Origin of the sequence: Actinacidiphila epipremni, from assembly GCF_012034175.1 — a bacterium.
In the GTDB taxonomy this organism is placed as follows: domain Bacteria; phylum Actinomycetota; class Actinomycetes; order Streptomycetales; family Streptomycetaceae; genus Actinacidiphila; species Actinacidiphila epipremni.
This window is the reverse complement of the sequence record NZ_JAATEJ010000007.1, coordinates 136,139-153,062: the sequence shown is the minus strand read 5'-3', so window position 1 is coordinate 153,062 and position 16,924 is coordinate 136,139. Positions and strand designations below refer to the sequence as shown.

At 76.1% G+C, this 16,924-nt stretch carries 14 protein-coding genes; 5 read left to right on the top strand and 9 right to left on the bottom strand.

Annotation, left to right across the window (positions count from 1 at the left end; genetic code table 11):
• Positions 1-71 precede the first annotated feature (71 nt).
• Both HCN08_RS12120 and HCN08_RS12115 read left to right on the top strand, forming a co-directional pair.
• Positions 72-2,609, top strand: a complete 2,538-nt coding sequence (locus HCN08_RS12120) for a CATRA conflict system CASPASE/TPR repeat-associated protein (RefSeq protein ID WP_167983001.1) — start codon at positions 72-74, stop codon at positions 2,607-2,609.
• Positions 2,610-2,879: 270 nt separating this feature from the next.
• Positions 2,880-5,327 carry an ATP-binding protein gene (locus HCN08_RS12115; protein ID WP_206318673.1) on the top strand — a complete coding sequence of 816 codons (2,448 nt, stop codon included), beginning with the start codon at positions 2,880-2,882 and terminating at the stop codon, positions 5,325-5,327.
• 33 nt (positions 5,328-5,360) lie between these two features.
• On the opposite strand, the gene HCN08_RS12110 is transcribed toward HCN08_RS12115, so the two are convergent.
• A complete protein-coding gene (locus HCN08_RS12110; RefSeq protein WP_167983000.1) occupies positions 5,361-6,299 on the bottom strand; it encodes a helix-turn-helix domain-containing protein in 939 nt (312 codons plus the stop codon).
• A gap of 261 nt (positions 6,300-6,560) precedes the next feature.
• Here HCN08_RS12110 and HCN08_RS12105 point away from each other — a divergent pair, with 261 nt between their 5' ends.
• The 3 genes from HCN08_RS12105 to HCN08_RS12095 are packed head-to-tail and all read left to right on the top strand — an operon-like array spanning position 6,561 to position 7,920.
• Positions 6,561-7,280: a hypothetical protein gene (locus HCN08_RS12105; protein ID WP_167982999.1), complete on the top strand. Its 720-nt coding sequence runs from the start codon at positions 6,561-6,563 to the stop codon at positions 7,278-7,280.
• Between the two features lie 33 nt (positions 7,281-7,313).
• Complete coding sequence (locus HCN08_RS12100) at positions 7,314-7,487, top strand: hypothetical protein (RefSeq protein ID WP_167982998.1); 174 nt, start codon at positions 7,314-7,316, stop codon at positions 7,485-7,487.
• Between the two features lie 49 nt (positions 7,488-7,536).
• Positions 7,537-7,920, top strand: coding sequence for a hypothetical protein (locus HCN08_RS12095; protein ID WP_167982997.1), 384 nt, complete (start codon positions 7,537-7,539; stop codon positions 7,918-7,920).
• A gap of 140 nt (positions 7,921-8,060) precedes the next feature.
• On the opposite strand, the gene HCN08_RS12090 is transcribed toward HCN08_RS12095, so the two are convergent.
• The 8 genes from HCN08_RS12090 to rpe all read right to left on the bottom strand — a co-directional run bounded on the left by HCN08_RS12090 (position 8,061) and on the right by rpe (position 16,893).
• Positions 8,061-8,765, bottom strand: coding sequence for a hypothetical protein (locus HCN08_RS12090; RefSeq protein ID WP_167982996.1), 705 nt, complete (start codon positions 8,763-8,765; stop codon positions 8,061-8,063).
• Positions 8,766-8,888: 123 nt separating this feature from the next.
• Positions 8,889-9,275: a CATRA system-associated protein gene (locus tag HCN08_RS12085; RefSeq protein ID WP_167982995.1), complete on the bottom strand. Its 387-nt coding sequence runs from the start codon at positions 9,273-9,275 to the stop codon at positions 8,889-8,891.
• A gap of 55 nt (positions 9,276-9,330) precedes the next feature.
• Positions 9,331-13,116 carry a CHAT domain-containing protein gene (locus HCN08_RS12080; protein WP_167982994.1) on the bottom strand — a complete coding sequence of 1,262 codons (3,786 nt, stop codon included), beginning with the start codon at positions 13,114-13,116 and terminating at the stop codon, positions 9,331-9,333.
• Positions 13,117-13,217: 101 nt separating this feature from the next.
• Positions 13,218-14,114 carry an alpha/beta fold hydrolase gene (locus tag HCN08_RS12075; protein WP_167982993.1) on the bottom strand — a complete coding sequence of 299 codons (897 nt, stop codon included), beginning with the start codon at positions 14,112-14,114 and terminating at the stop codon, positions 13,218-13,220.
• Between the two features lie 9 nt (positions 14,115-14,123).
• Positions 14,124-14,522, bottom strand: a complete 399-nt coding sequence (locus HCN08_RS12070; RefSeq protein ID WP_167982992.1) for a nuclear transport factor 2 family protein — start codon at positions 14,520-14,522, stop codon at positions 14,124-14,126.
• A gap of 178 nt (positions 14,523-14,700) precedes the next feature.
• On the bottom strand, positions 14,701-15,021 hold the full coding sequence (locus tag HCN08_RS12065) for a barstar family protein (RefSeq protein ID WP_167982991.1): 321 nt from the start codon (positions 15,019-15,021) through the stop codon (positions 14,701-14,703).
• Between the two features lie 76 nt (positions 15,022-15,097).
• The gene (locus HCN08_RS12060; protein WP_167982990.1) at positions 15,098-16,111 is read right to left on the bottom strand and encodes a sugar-binding transcriptional regulator; all 1,014 of its coding nucleotides are present in this window, start codon (positions 16,109-16,111) and stop codon (positions 15,098-15,100) included.
• Positions 16,112-16,227: 116 nt separating this feature from the next.
• The gene (gene rpe, locus HCN08_RS12055; protein WP_167982989.1) at positions 16,228-16,893 is read right to left on the bottom strand and encodes a ribulose-phosphate 3-epimerase; all 666 of its coding nucleotides are present in this window, start codon (positions 16,891-16,893) and stop codon (positions 16,228-16,230) included.
• Between the last annotated feature and the right edge of the window lie 31 nt (positions 16,894-16,924).

Sequence of the window (16,924 nt, the reverse complement as noted above, 5' to 3'; positions counted from 1 at the left end):
GCCCCGCTCGTAGAATTCCCCCGACTGCGAGGACGAGAACCGGAAGACGGACGGCGGGGGTGAACTTCCGGATGCCCGAACCGCCCGCTGCGGCGCGAAGGACCGCGGGACGAGAGGTCCCGGAGCAGGAGATCACGGAGCGGGGCGCCGGCGGGCGGGCGCCCGCCGGCCGGGAGGCCGGGGAGCAGGCGATCGGGGAGCGGGAGGCCGGGGAGCAGAGAGTCGGGGAGCAGGAGATCGCCGCGCACGTCTTCGTGCCGCTGGACGCGCCGGACGCGGCAGCCGCGCAGGAGTCGCTGTGGGCGATGTGGGACCGCTTCGGCCGGCAGCAGGGCGCGGACCGGCCGGTGCGGGCGGCCACCCCGCACCGGCGGCCGGACGCGCTGCCGCAGGCCCCGGTGCACGGCTCGGTGGCGGTCGCCGCCGCGCAGAGCCACACCGGGCTGGACCAGATGCTCGTACGCCGTGACCGCGCGGTGCTGAACCTCTCGCTGCTGCTCGGCGCCGCCCCCGGGCGGGCCTGGCCGGACCTGGAGCGGCGGATGGCCGGCGTCCTCGGCGCGCCGGACGGGACGCTCGGCGGAGGGTGCCTGGGCGGCGCGGTGCTGGCGCTGGGCAAGAGCGCGGCGGGCGCGCCCGGCACGCTGGACCTCACCGAGGCGGACCGGTCGGACGAGCCGCGCAGCCTGCGGCGGCTGCGGCTGCTGGGGCGGCCCGGTGAGGACGGCCGGCTGTCGGCGTGGGCCTGGTCGGCGAACGGCAGCATGGCGATGCCGCCCTTCGTGCGCTACCTGATGCACATGGCGGCGCTGCGCCACCAGCTGCGGGCCCATCGGCGGCTCGCGGCCGGCGGGCCGCCGGGGGCCGCGGGGCCGCGGGCCGTACTGCGTGTGCCGTACGGCGAGCGCTTCGTCGACCTGGACTCCCCCGCGGAGCGGCTGGCGGCCGTGCGGACGGCTGTGGACACCGCCTGGGACAACGCGCGGCGGGCCCTGCGGCTGTGCGAGGAGTCGCCCGGCGCCGGCGCCCTGGCGGACCGCCGGGTGCTCGACGACGACCGGGACTTCGTGGCCTGGTTCCGCCAGGATCTCGCCGACCACGCGGCCCTGCTGCGATTCGCCCCGCCCACCCCCACCGACCGCCCCCCGCACCCCGCACCGGCCCCGCCGGCCGAGCCGCAGCCGGAACCCGTACGCCCCACGGACCCGCCGCCGGAGGCCGCCGGGCCCGGGCCCGCACCTCTCGCCGATCCGCCGCCGGAGGCCGCCACGCCCGTACGCCCCGCCGACTCGCCGTTGGAAGCCACCGGGCCCGTACGCCCCGCCGACCCGCCGTCCGAAGCCGCGCCCGTGGCGCGTACGGCGAGCGGTCCGCGGGCGGCTTCCGGCGTCGCGCCGCGCGGGCCCGTGCGCGTGCTCGCCGTCGTCGACGAGTGGCTGCCGGCGCACGGCGGGGTCAGCAACCTCAACCGGGCGCTGTGCCGGGCGCTCGCGGCGGCCGGCGCCGAGGTGTACGTGCTGCTGCCGGCGGCGGGCCCGGCCGAGCAGGCGGACGCCGCGGCGGCGGGGGTGCGGCTGGTGGAGGCCGCGCGGCCCGACCTGGCCGGCCCCGCGTCGCTGATGCGGCGGGCCCGGCTGCCGGCCGGCGTCGTACCCGACCTGGTCATCGGCCACGGCAGGCTGACCGGCCCGGCGGCCCGTGCGCAGACCGAGGACCACTTCGGGGGCGTACCGCGCCGGCTGCACTTCCTGCACGTCGAGCCGGACCGCAACGAGTGGTTCAAGGACGGCCGCGGCCACGACCTGGGGGCCCGCGCGGAGGAGCGCACCCTGCTGGAGCTGGAGCTGGCGCGCGGGGCCTGGCGCATCCTGCCGGTGGGGCCGCGCCTGGAGAGCATGGTCGAGCGTGAGCGCGGGGTGCCCGCCTACCAGGACCTGCCGCCCACGCTGCGGATCGACCCCGGGTTCGACACCGGCCGCCCGGGGCCGCACCCGCCGCCGGCCGGCGTGCCGCAGATCCTGCTGATGGGCCGGATGGCCGACGACGAGGGCAAGGGGCTGAACATCGCCTGCCGGGCGCTGGGCCGGGCGGTGCCCGAGCGGTCCGCGTTCGGGCGGTGGGAGCTGCTGGTACGGGGCGCGGCCGAGGGGACGTCGCAGGCGGTGCGCGCCGAGGTGGAGGCGCTGGTCGACAACCCCGCGGTCGAGGTCACGGTGCGGCCGTACACACCGGACCCGGCCCGGATCGCCGCCGACCTGGCCCGCGCGAGCCTGGTGCTGATGCCCTCGCGGGCGGAGTCCTTCGGCCTGGTGGGCGCCGAGGCCGTGGGCGACGCGGTGCCCGCGCTGGTCAGCGGGCGCAGCGGCCTGGGCATCATGCTGGCCGGGCTGCTGCCGGCGCGGTGGGCGGAGCAGGTGGTCGTCGACGTCGCGGGCCAGCCCGCCAGGATCGAGGAGGACGTGGCGCGCTGGGCGGCGCGGATCGGCCAGGTGATGTACGACCTGCCGACGTCCTTCCGGCGTGCCGCGGAGCTCCGCCGGCATCTGGTGGAGCAGGCGGTGACCTGGGCGGACGTGGCCCGGCGGGTGCTGGCGCTGGCGGACGGCTGAGCCCGCCGGTGCCGCCCTCCCCCGCGGGGCGGTACCGGCGGGCCGCGGGGCCGCCCCGGCCCGTGCGGCTGGGGGCGGTGGGGCGGCCCGTCCGGGTCGGGCGTGGGATCAGTGGGTCTGCACGGTGTTTCTCCTCCCCGCGGGACGGCACCGGCGCGAGCGGACGCCGGCGAGGTCCACGGGACCATCCGGGACGGCCGCGCCCGGGGCCGCTCTGGAAGACACTGGAGAAGTCCGGAAACCGCCGTGGGCGGTGGCTGAGGAGCACGAGTGGACGCAACACCTGCCGTGGGCGTCGCGGACGACGCCGGGGCGCTGCGCGAGCGGCTGGCCGCGGAGTTGACGGCGGCCGTGGTGCGGGCCGAGAAGCGGCTGGGCCGCGCGGTGGACCGCGCCGAGCTGGCGCGGCGGCTCAACGTGTCGCCGAGCAGCCTGTACGCGTACCTCAACGGCACGACGCTGGCCGGGACCGCGGTCTTCGACGAGCTGCTGGCCGCGCTCGGGGTGACCGGCGCGCAGGCCGGCCGGCTGGCGACCCTGCGGGACGCGGCGGAGACGGCCCGCCGGCTGCGGCACGGCCGCCGGGGCACAGCGGGGCGGGCCGGCGACGAGCCGCCCGCGGGCCCGGCACCGGCCGCCGTACCGCGCCAGTTACCGGCGGCCTACCCGCAGTTCGTCGGCCGGGAGGCCGAACTGCGGCGCCTGGACGCGCTGTCGGCGGCGGTCGCGGATGCCGCCGGCACCCGCCCGGTGACGGTGACCGTCATCGAGGGCACCGCGGGCGTGGGCAAGACCACGCTCGCGCTGCACTGGGCGCACCGGGTGAAGGACCGCTTCCCCGACGGCCAACTCCACGTCAATCTGCGGGGTTTCGACTCCGGGGCGCCGGTGGAGGCCGGGGAGGCGCTGTACGGCTTCCTGCTGGCCCTCGGGGTGGCGCCCGGGGCGGTGCCGGCGCACGAGCGGGTGGCCGCGGCCCTGCTGCGGACCCTGCTCACCGGGCGCCGGGTGCTGCTGGTGCTGGACAACGCCCGCTCGGCCGAGCAGGTCCGGCCGCTGCTGCCGGGCACCCCCGGCTGCCTGGCGATCGTCACCAGCCGCAACCGCCTGGACGGCCTGGTGGTCCGGGAGGGCGCGCTGCGCATCACCCTGGACGTGCTGCCGCGGTACGCCGCGCGGAGCCTGCTGGAGCGGCTGGTGGGCGCCGCGCGGCTGGCCCGCGAGCCGCGCGCGGCCGACGAACTGGTGGACCTGTGCGCGCGGTTGCCGCTGGCGCTGGCCGTCGCCGCGGCCCGGGTGGCCGCCGCCCCGACCGGCTCGATGAACTTCCTGGTGACCGAGCTGCGGCAGGCGCAAGGGGAGGCGGAGCAGGGGCAGTTGGACGTGCTCGGCCAGGCGGACGCCGATCTGGACCTGCGCAGTGTCTTCCACGGCTCCTACGCCCTGCTGCCGCCGCCGGCCGCGCGGCTCTTCCGGCTGCTGGGCTGCCATCCGGGGCCGGAGATCGACGACTTCGCGTGCGCGGCGCTGGCCGGCACCGCGGGTCCCCCGCGCGCCCAGCTCGACGCGCTCACCGCCGCGCACCTGCTGCGGCAGCAGGGCCCGGGCCGGTACGCGCTGCACGACCTGCTGCGGGCCTACGCACGGGAGTTGGCCGGCGGCGGCCCGCCGGGCGAGGCGCGGGCGGCGGTGCAGCGGCTGCTGCGGCACTACCTGGCCGCGGCCCGGCTCGCCGACCGGCACCTCGAACCGTGGCATCCGGCCGCGCCGGACGCCGGCCCCGGCGACCCGGCGGACCCGGCGGACCCGGCGGACACGGCGGACACGGCGGACACGGCGCCCGCCGCGCTGCCGCCGATCGACGGGCACGCCGCCGCCACGGCGTGGTTCGACGCCGAACTCACCACGTTGCAGGCGGTGATGGCGCAGGCCGCGGCCACCGGCGGCCTGGAGCCGTACGCATGGCGCCTCGCCCGTGCGTGCGCGCTCCATCTACGCAGGTCCGGGCGGCGTTTCCAGCGCGGCCTGGTGCACGGACTGGCCCGGGAGGCGGCCGGGCGGGCCGGTGACCGGGCGGCCTGGTGCACCGCGACCCGGCAGCTGGGGGACGCGGTGTCCCGGCTCGACCGGCCCGCCGAGGCACGGGAGTTGCTGCACGAGGCGCTGCGGGCCTGCCGGGAGCGGGGCGACGACGAGGGCGTACGGGAGGTGCGGTTGTCGCTGGTGCGGATGTACGCCTCGACCGGTCACCACGAACGGGCCCTCCCGCACGCCCGGTTGGCCCTGGCCAGGGCCGCGCGCACCGGCGACCCGCTCGCGCTGGCCGATGGCCTGACCGCGGTCTCGCAGACCGAGGAGAGCCTCGGCCGCCCCGCCGAGGCGCTGGAACACGCCCGCCGGGCCCTGGAGTTGTACGAGCGGCTGCGGCATCTGGACGGGCAGGCGGGCATCCTGCTCGGTATCGGGCGCTGCGAGCAGGCGCTCGGCCGGCCCGCCGAGGCGGTCGCCGTCTACGACCGCTCCCTCGCGCTGGACCGCTCGCTCGGCGACCACTACCGCGAGGCCCACGCCCTGGACCACCTGGCGGGCGCGCACGCCGCGCTCGGCCACCACGAGGAGTCCAGGGCGCTGCGCGCCCGGGCGCTGACGGTGCTGGAGGCGCTGCGCCACCCGGACGCGGCGGCGGTCCGCGCCAAGCTGGCGGCGACCGCGGGCTGACGCCGGCTCACCGGCGGCCGGGCGGCGCCGGTTTCAGGCGTCGCGCCAGCACAGCCCGTAGCCGTACCCCACCCGCATCCCCTCGAAGTCGGCGGCGACGCAGCCGTGCCGGTCGGGGCGCAGCAGGGCGTTGCCGGGGGTGCGCTGGTAGATGACGGCGGTGGGCACATGGGTGAGGGCCCACACCGCGCGCGGCAGCCGGGCCGGGTCGAACTGCACTTCCAGGCTGAAGCGTTGGCTGCGGGTGAGCGGTACGTGCACGAAGTGCGGCGCCATGGGCTGCTTGGGCGGTATCCGCAGCCGCAGCACGAACTCGTGCCGCTCGCCGGTGCGCAGCGGCGCGGGCAGCAGCAACTGGTGCCGGAAGAAGGTCTCGTAGGGCTGCTCGCCCGCCGTCAGCCGGCCGCCGCGGCGGACGGTGACGTCCAGGCCGTGCCGCGGGGCGGCGTCGGCGGAGTGCCGCGGCACGCTGAAGGCCAGCGGGATGCGGGTCAGGCCGTCGCAGGTGGCGACGACGACCCGGCGTTCGACGGCCTCGGGCGTGGCGGTGTCGAGGCTCAGCCGGGTGCGGACGGAGTCGGTGTACCAGCCGTGCGGCTCGGTGGAGGCGCAGTTCGGCGGGCACTGCTCGTTGTGCACGCCGCCCGGCGCGGCGGCGGGGTTGCCCCACGGCGGCGGGGTGATCTCGGCCGGTCCTACGGTGTGCGGGTCGACGGCCCGGCGCACCTGGCTGTGGAAGGCCGCCCAGCGCTCGGTGTCGCCGCCGCAGGCCGCGACGATCGCGAGGGTCACCGGCCGGCTGGGCAGGATCCGGCCGCCCAGGGCGTCGCTGAGCGTGGTCTTGGCGTAACCGGTGCGGCTGATCAGGGACTTGTTGGACATCCCCTTGTCGTCGCGCAGCTCGCGCAGCCAGTACGCGAGGAGCCGGACCGGTGATCCGTCGGGGGTGATCTCCTGCTCCGGACGACCCATGGTGGTGAACTCCCGCCCGTTCCCGGTGCCTTTACGTCAAGTGTTCCACAGCGCCCGGCGGACGCCGGCGTGTTTTCCGGCGCACGCCCGGCGGGGGCAATAGCGGGCCTGCGCGTTTTCCGTCGGCCGGGGCGGGTTTTCCGGTGATGGCCCGGTGCCGTCCGGGAGGCGTTGTGCTCTTTTCCGGCCCGCTGTTAGACCGGATGTCGCCGGCCGGTGCGCATATCCCGCCCGGAGCGATCCGGCGCAGTGTCAGGAGAGATGATGTCGTTTTCCCGCAGGGACCAGGGGGCGGCCCGGCTGCCGCGCGATGTCGTGCCGCGGATGGAGCAGTTCGGGCGGTTCGAGTTCGACCCGGCCGGGTCGGAGCTGGACGGCACCGTGGTGTGGGAGGTCCTGCAGGCGCCCTTCCTGGAGTTCGCCCAGTCCGAACCGGACCGGTTCGCCGCCGCGTTGGCCGAGGCGGTGCTGCCGGCCGGCGGCTTCGCCCTCTACGGCGCCGCGCGCACGGTGTGGAATCTGCTGGGCTCGGACTTCCGGCACCCGGCGTACGACACCGTCAGGCTTGCCGCGCTGGAGTTCTTCCGGGCCGCCGGTGTGCCCAAGAACCGCCTCACCGCGGGCGACTGGCAGTTCTGGCGGCGGCACCGCGGCGACACCTGGCTGGTCGGCCGGCCCCGGCCGGCCCGCGAGGCGGTGCGGATCGCGCCGCTGGTACCGGGCGAGGTCCGCCGGGTGGCGGTGCTCACCGCCGCGCCGGACTCCAACGTGCTGTCGGTGCGGGCCGCGGGCGGCGGCTTCCAGCTGCTCGTCGAGGCGCGGGCCAGCGACACCGACCCGACGCGCTCGGTCTTCGAGTGGTTCGGCGCGCCGACCCTCTACGACCTCTACGCCCGGCTCGGCGAAACCCTCCAGGTGCCGCCGTACTGGGCCGGCGCGGACCTCGCGCCGTTCATCCCGCTGCCCGCGCCGACCCTGTGACGCGGCCCGGGCCCGAGAAAGGAAAAACCGACGATGGCCAAAGGGCGAAGCTGCGACGTGTGCCGTCAGCGCATGTCCGTGACGAATGAGCGGCGTGAGCCGATGGGGAGCTGGGTCTATTACGAATGCCGTAATCCGGCCTGCGCGAACTACATCAACAGCGGGAAGCGGTACCGCTTCACCGCGAAGGAATTCGAAAGCAAGTGACCACGCGGGCGCCGTACACGCCGGCGCCCGCAGATCAGGAGTGACGCACATGGCCAGACAACCGGTGGAGATCACCACCACGCTTCCGATGGAGGATGTCGCCGCCCTGTTCCAGCGCGCCATGCGGGTGAGCTGGTGGAGCGAGTTCCGCGGCGCCGGGACCCAGTTCGAGGAGCCGCGCGGGTCGGTCTTCGACCGGCTCTCCGGCGACCAGCCCGACTTCGTGGTGATGGCCGTGCTCGGCGGCGGCGGCACCGAGATACAGAAGTCGGCCGTCCACATGAACATGTGGGACCGCGGCTCCCACCGGGAGATCATGCTGGGCGTCGGCAAGGCGCTGGGGGCCTTCGGCGTCAAGGCGAACCGCAAGATCCGCCGGTTCGTCAACGCGCTGGCCGCGGAGGACGGCTCGCTGCGGTACACGGGCATCTGACCCGGGGGGAGAGAGAGCGGGGGGCGATCGGGGGGCGAGGGGGGAGGGGCGGACGGTGCCCCTCCCCCCTCGGCGCCTCTCCCACTCGGCGCTCCTCGCCCCCCGGCACTCCTCGCCCCCCCGGCGCTTGTCCCGTGCGTTCAGGGCCGGGTGAACGCCTCGCGGGTGACGTCCCGTTCGATGGCGGTGCGGTGGTATCCGTACGTCCCGATGTCGGAGACCTTCAGCAGCAGGCAGAACCGCGTCACGGACTCCAGCAGCGCGGCGGCCTGGGCGTACTCGCGGCGCAGGAAGTGGATCGCGGCCTGGTTGGCCAGCGAGCTCTGCCCGCACACCAGCAGCACCGGGCGGCCGGCCTCGGTCGGGGTGAACTTCGCGACCAGCGCGTACTCCTGGCGGTCGTGGTCGAACAGGTAGCGCCGGCCGCCGACTGCGAGGGCGACCGAGTCGGGCCCGGTGCCGTACGGGTGGATGGTCACGCCCGGCAGGTACGCGGCCAGGTGCCCGCCGGTCCTGAGGTTCGCCCCGCCCAGCGGGCCGCCGACGCAGAATTCGGTACGGCCGCCGTTGCTGCCCCGGTAGGAGCCGGACTCCAGCTCCACGTCGCAGCCCAATTCCGCGGCGAGCATGGCGAGTTCGACGGTCGCGCGGACGTCGCTGCGCGGCGACGTGCCGGGGGCGTCGTGCTTGTCGCCGAGCACGATCAGGCAGGTCTCCCCGGGCCGCACGCCGAAGAACGCGGCCTTGCCGTTCGCCACCCGGGCCCGCTTGCCCCGCTCCCACAGCCACACCAGCACGCCGCCGACCAGGCTGGTCGCCAGCCCGACCGCGATGTTGCCCAGCACCGAAAGAATGGTGTCCCCCTTCCACCACGCTCGCGGAACCCCCGTCCGCGGCACGCCCCGCGGCCGGGTGCCCCTGACGGGCCCCGGCCGTGCCCGCGCCTTACGGCCGGCGCGGTGCGATGATCATCCCACTCCTGCGCCGGCCCCGGCCCCGGGCGTTCCGGGCCTCCCCGGCGCCCCGGTGGGCGGGCTGCCGGCCGGGGCGTCCGGTTCGAGCGCGTGCACCAGCGCCACCACCCGGTCCCGTACCGGCCCGGGCAGCGGCACCCGCCCGTCGGCGGGCTCCGGCTCCTGGCCGGCGACCCGGCTCACCCGCCAGCCCAGCGACTCCAGTTCGGCGGTCGCCTCGACGACCCGGGCGGTGTCCGCCTCGGCGACGGCCGCGGCCAGTTCGGCCAGCAGCTCCTCGGTCGCCCGCCAGTTCTCGGGCGTCAGCATCCAGGTCCGCACGATCTCCAGGGCGAACAGCAGGTCGTCGGCGGCGTGGCGCCCGATGCGCGAGGGGGTCATGTGCGGCTCCGGTCGTCTGGTGGGGATGGCGTTCGGCAGGGATGGCGTTCACCGGTCAGCGGCCGGTGTGGACGTACGCGGCCCACGTCGCGGGGGACGAGGCGTACCGCGCCCGCAGCTCGCGGACGTCCGCGGTGACCGCGCGGCCGGCCTGGGCCGGGTCGACGCCGCCGCCGAAGCGGCGCAGCCTGCCGTAGAGGCGGTCGGCGAAGCGTACCGACACCAGGTCGGTGGCCGCCCACAGCGTGCCCACGACCTGCGGGTAGCCGGCGGTGAGGAAGGCGGAGGCGATGTGGATCGCCTCGTCGGGCAGCCGGTCGGTGCGCGCGGTGTGGCAGGCCAGGAGCACGGCGAGCTGCGCGGTCCGCAGCCGCTGCCGGGCGATCGCCGGCACTTCCAGCGGGCCGTCGGCCAGCTCCAGCCGGCTGCGCGAGGGGTCGGCGGGGTCGCTGAGGCCGTGGCAGGCGAAGTGCGCGACCCCCGCCGACTCCAGCGCGGCCAGCACCGCCGCCGCCGTCGCCTCCCCGCCGTCCAGGATCCGCGTGTCCCCGAGCCGCCGGGCGACCATGGCGATCTCGTGCGCGGACGCGCCCGCCGAGCCGTCCGCGCCGGTGGGCTGGCCGACCGCCAGATGGGAGCGGCCGTCGCCGGCCGGCACCGGCGCCTGCCGGGCGTGCCGCAGCGCCCTGACGCTGGGCGTGTACGAGGAGGCGACCCGGTCCAGCACCGAGCGCCGCACGTCCAGCCGGCCCTTGCGCTGGTAGCCGGCGGCGTGCAGCGGCAGGTGCGCCAGCGGTCCGGAGGCCGACCACCATATCCGGGGGAAGTCCTGCCAGGGGGTGTCCGGCGGCAGCGGCCGGGTCAACCCGGCGGCCTCCAGGACCGGTTCGGCCAGCGCGTCCCACAGCCACTCCAGGGTGCGGAAGACCGTCTCGCGGGCCTCTTCGGCCCGGGTGCCGCGCCGGTCCTCGACCGCGGCGGCGGCGAGGAAGTCCCGCGCCATGCGCGCCACCAGCCCCTCGGTGACGTCCTTGAGGTGCACGGGCACGATCGCGTCCGGGGTGACGACGAGCGCGTCGCAGCGCAGCTTGTCCACGTTGATCAGGGCGATCGGCCCGTGCGCGGCCTCGGCGCGGATGGCGTCGGCGGTGGGCGGCGCGAGGAAGCCGGTGAAGCCGGGGCGGGAGCGGATCTCGGCGAGCAGCCCGCGCCACTGGGCGGCGGCTGCGTCCTGCTCGTCGACGAGGGGGCCGGCGCCGGCGCCCGCCGCCGCGGTCTCGGCGCGGCTCAGCCGCTCGGCGGCGGCCGTGAACCGGGCGGCGAGCCCGGGCTCGGCGGCGGCCAGGTCGGTGAGGTCGGCCCGTGCTTCGAGGTCCTGGTTCATCAGGACGGTGCGGCCCTGCTCCAGCAGCACGGCGGCCCGGTCCACGGCGCCGACGGACACCGCCGCCGCGCAGCCGGTCCGCCCCAGGCTCGTGCCCGAGAGCCGGTCGGGCAGGTCGGCGCGGTCGCCGCGGGCGTAGGCGTCAAACGCCCGGCCGCCCAGCAGCGCGGTGCGCAGCGCCTCCTGCCGGGCGTCGCGGTCCAGCGCCCGCGAGGTGAGCAGCGGCAGCACCTCCAGGGCGGCCTCGACGGCGTCGGCGACGCCCGCCATGTCCTTGTCCTCCATCGCCCGCTCCGCGGCGCCGCGCGCCTGCGCGAAGCGTGTCGCCGGCGGCAGGGCGGCCCCGGCGGCGCGGTCCCACGGGATCTTCCTGTCGTGCGCGTCGTGGATGTCGTGGCGCAGCTCGGCGTCGAGACCGCCGACGACCGCCGCCACCTGGTCGACCAGCACGCGCAGCCGCGTGACGACGGCGGCCTGCGGCGAGCCGGGCGGGAGGCCCTGCCCCAACCGGTCCAGCAGCTGCGACGCCTCGGCCAGCAGCGCGACGGCACGGCGTGCCGCGTCGGCGTCCCGGCGGAACCTGGCGACCCCGGCGAGCGCCATGCCGTAGGAGTAGGCGCACTGCACCCACAGCGTCGATCCGGCGGGCGCGTGCTCCAGGGCCCAGCGCAAGCCGTCCTGGGCCCGCACCATCGTCGGCAGGTCCTCGGTCAGGCCGCCGAGGGCGAGGCGCTGGGTCTCCACCACGTCGAGCAGCCCGACGTAGCGCGAGCCGGCCGGGGACAGCCCGGCCAGCGCCGTGTCGCCGGTCCGTACCGCCGCCAGCAGGCGCTCCTGGCCCGGGTCTGCGGCCAGCCGCGCCGCCAGGACGTTCATGAGGACGGTCGCCGTCCAGCCGCGCTGCCCCTCGGTCAGCCCCGGCTCGGCCAGCCGGGCCCGCAACTGCCGCTCGGCGGGCTCCAGCCGGCGCGGGTCGACGGGTACGCCGGTGGAGCCGTCGAGGGCGCCGAGCACGGCGGCGGCGTCGGGCGGCATCCCGGCCGTGTCGGCCTCCTGCGGCCACGCGGGAGCCGGCCCCGGGCCGGGCACGGGCGGCCAGCTCCACCCGCCACCGGGCGGCGCCCCGGGTACGGCGCCCGGTCCCGCCGGGGCCCGGCGGTACGCGGCGGCGTCGGGCGGGCCGGAGCCGAGGTCGCCGAAGCGCTCGCGGAAGTCCGCCGGGCCCGGGCCCGGGGAGCGGTAGCCGGGGCTGGGCAGCGGCGCGAGGATCTGGATCGGCGGCAGCGCGGTCGGGATCATCAGCAGGCGCGCGTGCGGGCGCAGCAGCCGCAGCAGCCCCGAGGTGTCGAACGGCACCCGCCGCATCAGGCCCGCCAGCTTCTCGCAGGCGGCACGCTTCTGGGCGACGGGCGCGACCAGCGGATGGCCGACCGGCAGGTCCTTCTCCAGCCGGCCGAGCAGGTCCGCGGCCCGGGCGAGGTCGCCCCGCGAGCGGGTCAGGAACCCGCGGGCGGCGAGCATCGAGGCCATGTTGCCGGCGTAGATCCCGCCGTCGTCGGGCGGTCCCGCCTCCCGGAAGGCCTCCAGGTGCTCGATCGCGGCGTCGACGGTCTCACGGCTGAGGTCCCACGAGGCACGGCACATCAGCGCCTGCGCCATCGTGGAGTGCGCCACCGCGAGGTCGTAGCCGACGTACGCGGCACCGTGGTCCTGGGCGTGCCGTACCGCGGCCAGCGCCGACCGGCCGGCGCGGACACCGAGTTCGGTGGCGGCTTCGTCGTCCATGTGGGCGCGGAACCAGGCGCCGGCCAGGTGGGCGACCGCGTTGGCCACCGTATGCGCCTCGATGTGGTCGACGGCCAGGCCCTCGTAGGCGTCCCTGGCCCGCTGCCAGGCGTCGGCGAGCGCCGCCGGGTCGCCGGACTCGTGGCGGTAGGCGGCGGTCAGCGCCAGCCGCACCAGGACGCTGCGGCGGCCGGGGTCGTCGGGCGGCAGCGTGCCGGCCAGCCGGAGCGCCGCCCGCTCCACCGGCGCCACCGGGTCCCCGTGGCGGGGCAGCGGCCCGTCCGGGTACACCGCCGCCACCGCGACCGGGTCGTCCGGGGAGCGCCCTTGCGTCTGGGCGCCGAAGGTGTGCTGGATGTCCTGCGAGAGCCGGTGGTCGCCGTAGCGGAAGGACAGGGTCCGCTCGGCCAGCCACAGGTGCAGGACCCAGCGGGGGCGCATCGGGTCGTCGCGTGCGCCGGTCTCCAGCGCGGTCTCCAGCAGCGCGACCGCGGCGACCGCCGCCGACCGGCCGCCCTCGTTCCAGGAGGCGCGCAGCGCGCCCGCAGCCGCCGGCAGCAGCCGGTCGGTCCCGCCGCCCTGGGCCGCGGCGACCGCGCGTTCCACGTCGGGGGTCCAGGGTGCCTCGCAGCGCGCCAGCATCCGTGTCACATCGGCTCGTATGTCCGCCATGCGCCCAGTCTTCTCCGCGGCGCCCGGCGGCACGCCGCTTCCGGCCGACAACACCGCCGATCCGGCCATTTCCCGGACAACTCCCCGGGTGCGGCGGGGGCTCAGGTGCGCAGGAAGCCGAGCAGTTCGGCGACGATCTCCTCGTGGGCGTCCTCCTGGAGGTAGTGGCCGGCGTCGGGGAGCCGCACCACGTCGGCGTCGGGGAAGGTCCGCAGCCACTGCCCTTCGAGGATGTCCGGGGTGAAGGCCACGTCCTTCATCGCCCACACGATCTTCACGGGCCGGTCCTTGAACTCGCGGGCGAGGCCGCTTTCGAGCGCGGTCAGCAGCGGCGCCACCGGGCTGACCGGCCCGGTGGGTATCTGCCGGGGGAATTCCAGCACCGCGGTGCGGCTCGACCACGTCGGGTGGGGTGCGAGGTAGGCGCGCCGCACGTCGGGGGTGAGCCGGTCGCGGCGCATCGTGCCGGCGCCGAAGAGGAAGAGGCGGTGGAAGAGGGACAGGCCCTTGACCATGACCTCGCCCACGCCGGGCAGCCGGAACAGCCGGAGGGCGAAGGGGACGTCGAACCGCTCGGGGTTGTGCGCGGTGGTGTTCAGCAGGAAGAGCCGGTCGGCGCGCTCGGGGCGGGCGACGGCCCAGCCGAGCGCCAGGCCGCCCCAGTCCTGGACGACGACCGTGGCGTGCCTGAGGTCGAGGGAGTCCAGCAGGTCGACGAGGCGGCGGGTGTGCGCGTCGGCGCGGTAGACGGCGCGGTCCTTTGGCTTGTCGGACCGGCCGAACCCGAGGAAGTCGGGGACGACGACCCGGTGGCCGGCGGCGGTCAGCGGGCCGACGAAGTTGCGGTAGAGGAAGCCCCAGGTGGGGTTGCCGTGGACGAGGACGACGGCGTCGGCGTCGCGGGGCCCTTCGTCGATGTAGTGCAGGCGGCCCTCGGGGGTGTCGAACCACCGCGGTTGGTAGGGCCACAGACCGCCGAACGTCCAGTCCGTAGTCATCGCGGCGCGCTATCCCGCTCTCAGGGTGCGGGCGATCTTGTGGGTGTCGACGAAGTGGTCGAACCGCACGACCAGGCCGTCGCGGAGCCTGACCACATGCGCGAAGGGGAACCGCTCCTCGGGGTTGCCGAACCCCTTGGCGACGCACTCCCCCATGACCGTGACCGTCTCCCCGCCGTCGATGAACACCTCGGGGCGGAAGAGCAGCTGCTCGTACGTCCTGGGGATGTGCGGGAAGACCAGCTCGCTGACCTTGTCCCGGCCCTTGGTGAGCCCGGCGTAGGGCAGGAACTCCAGGTCGGGCTCCGCCCATTCGATGGCCGGGTCGAGGACCGCGACCACCGCGTCGCTGTCCCCCCGGACGAAGAAGTCGTCGTACATCTTCCTGACGATCTCGACATTGGACATCGCTCGGTTTCCCTCCCGGCATCGGGGCAAGAGGACGCGCACACCGTCGATCGGTGAAATGGCGCGGGGAAATCAGGCACCCGTGTACGCAGCGCGTGATGTGCTGGATACTTTACAGCCTTGATTGGATCCACGGCAGCCGTCACCGCCCCCGCGGCCGGGTGCGGGCAGTGCTCGCCTAGGGTCGGGCGTCCGGGTCCGCGCCGTCGGCGAAGTCCACGGTCAGCGGGGTGTCGGTGTCCCGCCAGAAGATCTCGGCGTCGCGCAGGACGTCCCGGACGATCCGCCCCTCGCGCGGCAGCACCTGCGCGAAGCCCGGCCAGCCGCGTACGACCAGCCGCCGGCCGCCGGGCTCGGCGGGCCACCACGACAGGTCGGTGAGGCAGTCGGCGAGGGAGTCCCAGGTGCGGGCGAACCAGCCGGGCAGCTGCAGGTCGGCGGTGCACCGGTCCATGAACGCCTGCCGGTCGCCGACGCCGGTCAGGTCGAGCACGAGCATGCGCCGATGCTGCCACAGCGCCCCGCCCGCGCCGTGGCAGCGCGCCGTCCGGGCAGGTCGGACCGGTCGCCCGGGCTCAGGGCCCGTCGGGGTCGGCGCGCTCCAGGGCCGGCCGGCGGGCGGGCTCGGTGGTGGCGAGCAGCCGGCCGGCCGCGGCGGCGTCCGTGACCAGGCTGGTGACCAGCCCCGAGCGCAGCACCGCGTCGATCGCCGCGGCCTTGCGGGTGCCGCCGGCGATGGCCAGCACCTCCGGGATGCGGCGCAGCCGGTCCGCGTCGATGGTGATGCACCGCTCCCCGAGGTCCCGGCCGACCCGGCGGCCGGCCGCGTCGAACAGGTGCGAGGACATCTCGGCGGCGGCCCCGAGGCCGGCGTAGTGCTCCCGCTCGGCGTCGGACAGGGCGTCGTGGACGGTGGAGATCCCGGCCTCCCACGAGCCGACCGACACCACCGCGACGGTCACCTTGTCGTAGTAGCCCATGACGGCGGCGATACCGCTCTGGCCGCGCAGCGCCGCGGCGGTCGCCGGGTCGCCGAGCACCATCGGCGCGTAGAGCGGGTGCGCGTCGCCGCCGGAGACGGCCGCGGCGGTGCGTACCGCCTCGACCGAGCCGCGCTCGGCGGTGCCGACGTCGTACACCCCGGTGAGCTGGACGACGGTGCAGGGGGCGAGGCGTTCCAGCGCGTTGGCCATGGTGATGATGGAGCGGCCCCACGCCAGGCCCAGTACGTCCCCGTCGGTGACCAGCTCGCCGAGCAGGCCGGCGGCGACCGCGCCCAGGTTCTCCGGGTCGGGGGCGTCGGCCTGGTCCTGCGGGGTCTGCACGACCACCGCGTGCCGCAGCCCGTAGTGGGCGCGCAGCGCGTCGGAGCGCTCGGCGTCCAGCTCGGCGGGCACCCGGATCTCGATCCGCACCAGGTCCCGCTCCAGCGCCGTCTCCAGCACCCGCGCGACCTTGAAGCGGCTCACGCCGAACTCCTCGGCGATCTGGATCTTGGATCTGCCCTCCAGGTAGAAGCGACGTGCCATCGCCGCCGCCTGGACCATCTCTCCCGGGCCCATGCGCGCGTGTGCGCGGCCTGTGCTCACGTCCGTTCTCCCCAGTCGCCCGGCCGTTCCCGCTCCTTGCCCATCCTCTGCTCATCCTCGCAGACGTGCGATGTTACGGGCGCGTAGCTCCGGTGGCCGGGACGGAGCCCGCGCGGTCAGTGCCGGTGGGCCGCGACGGCCTGCTCGCGCAGCGCCCTGACGGCCTCGGCCGGGTCGCCGGCGCCGTAGACCGCGTTGCCGGCGACGAAGTTGTCGGCGCCGGCCTCGGCGCAGCGCTCGATGGTCTCGGCGGAGACCCCGCCGTCCACCTGGAGCCAGATCTGCAGCCCGTGCCGGTCGATCAGCTCACGGGTGCGGCGGATCTTGGGCAGCATGATGTCGAGGAACCGCTGCCCGCCGAAGCCCGGCTCCACGGTCATGATCAGCAGCATGTCGAGTTCCGGCAGCAGGTCCTCGTACGGCTCGACCGGCGTCGCCGGGCGCAGCGCCATCGAGGCCCGGGCGCCCTTGGCGCGGATCTCCCGGGCGATACGGACCGGGGCCGCGGCTGCCTCGACGTGGAAGGTCACCGAGGACGCACCGGCCTCGACGTAGGCGGGCGCCCAGCGGTCGGGGTCCTCGATCATCAGATGGCAGTCGAGCGGTGTGCCGGTCGCCTTGTGCAGCGACTCCACGACCGGCAGACCCAGCGTCAGGTTGGGCACGAAGTGGTTGTCCATCACGTCGACGTGGAGCCAGTCGGCCCCTTCGACGGCCCTGGCCTCGTCGGCGAGCCGGGCGAAGTCCGCGGACAGGATGCTGGGGCTGATCTGCACGCTCATGGGCCCAGCAAACCACACGTCCGCACCGGCC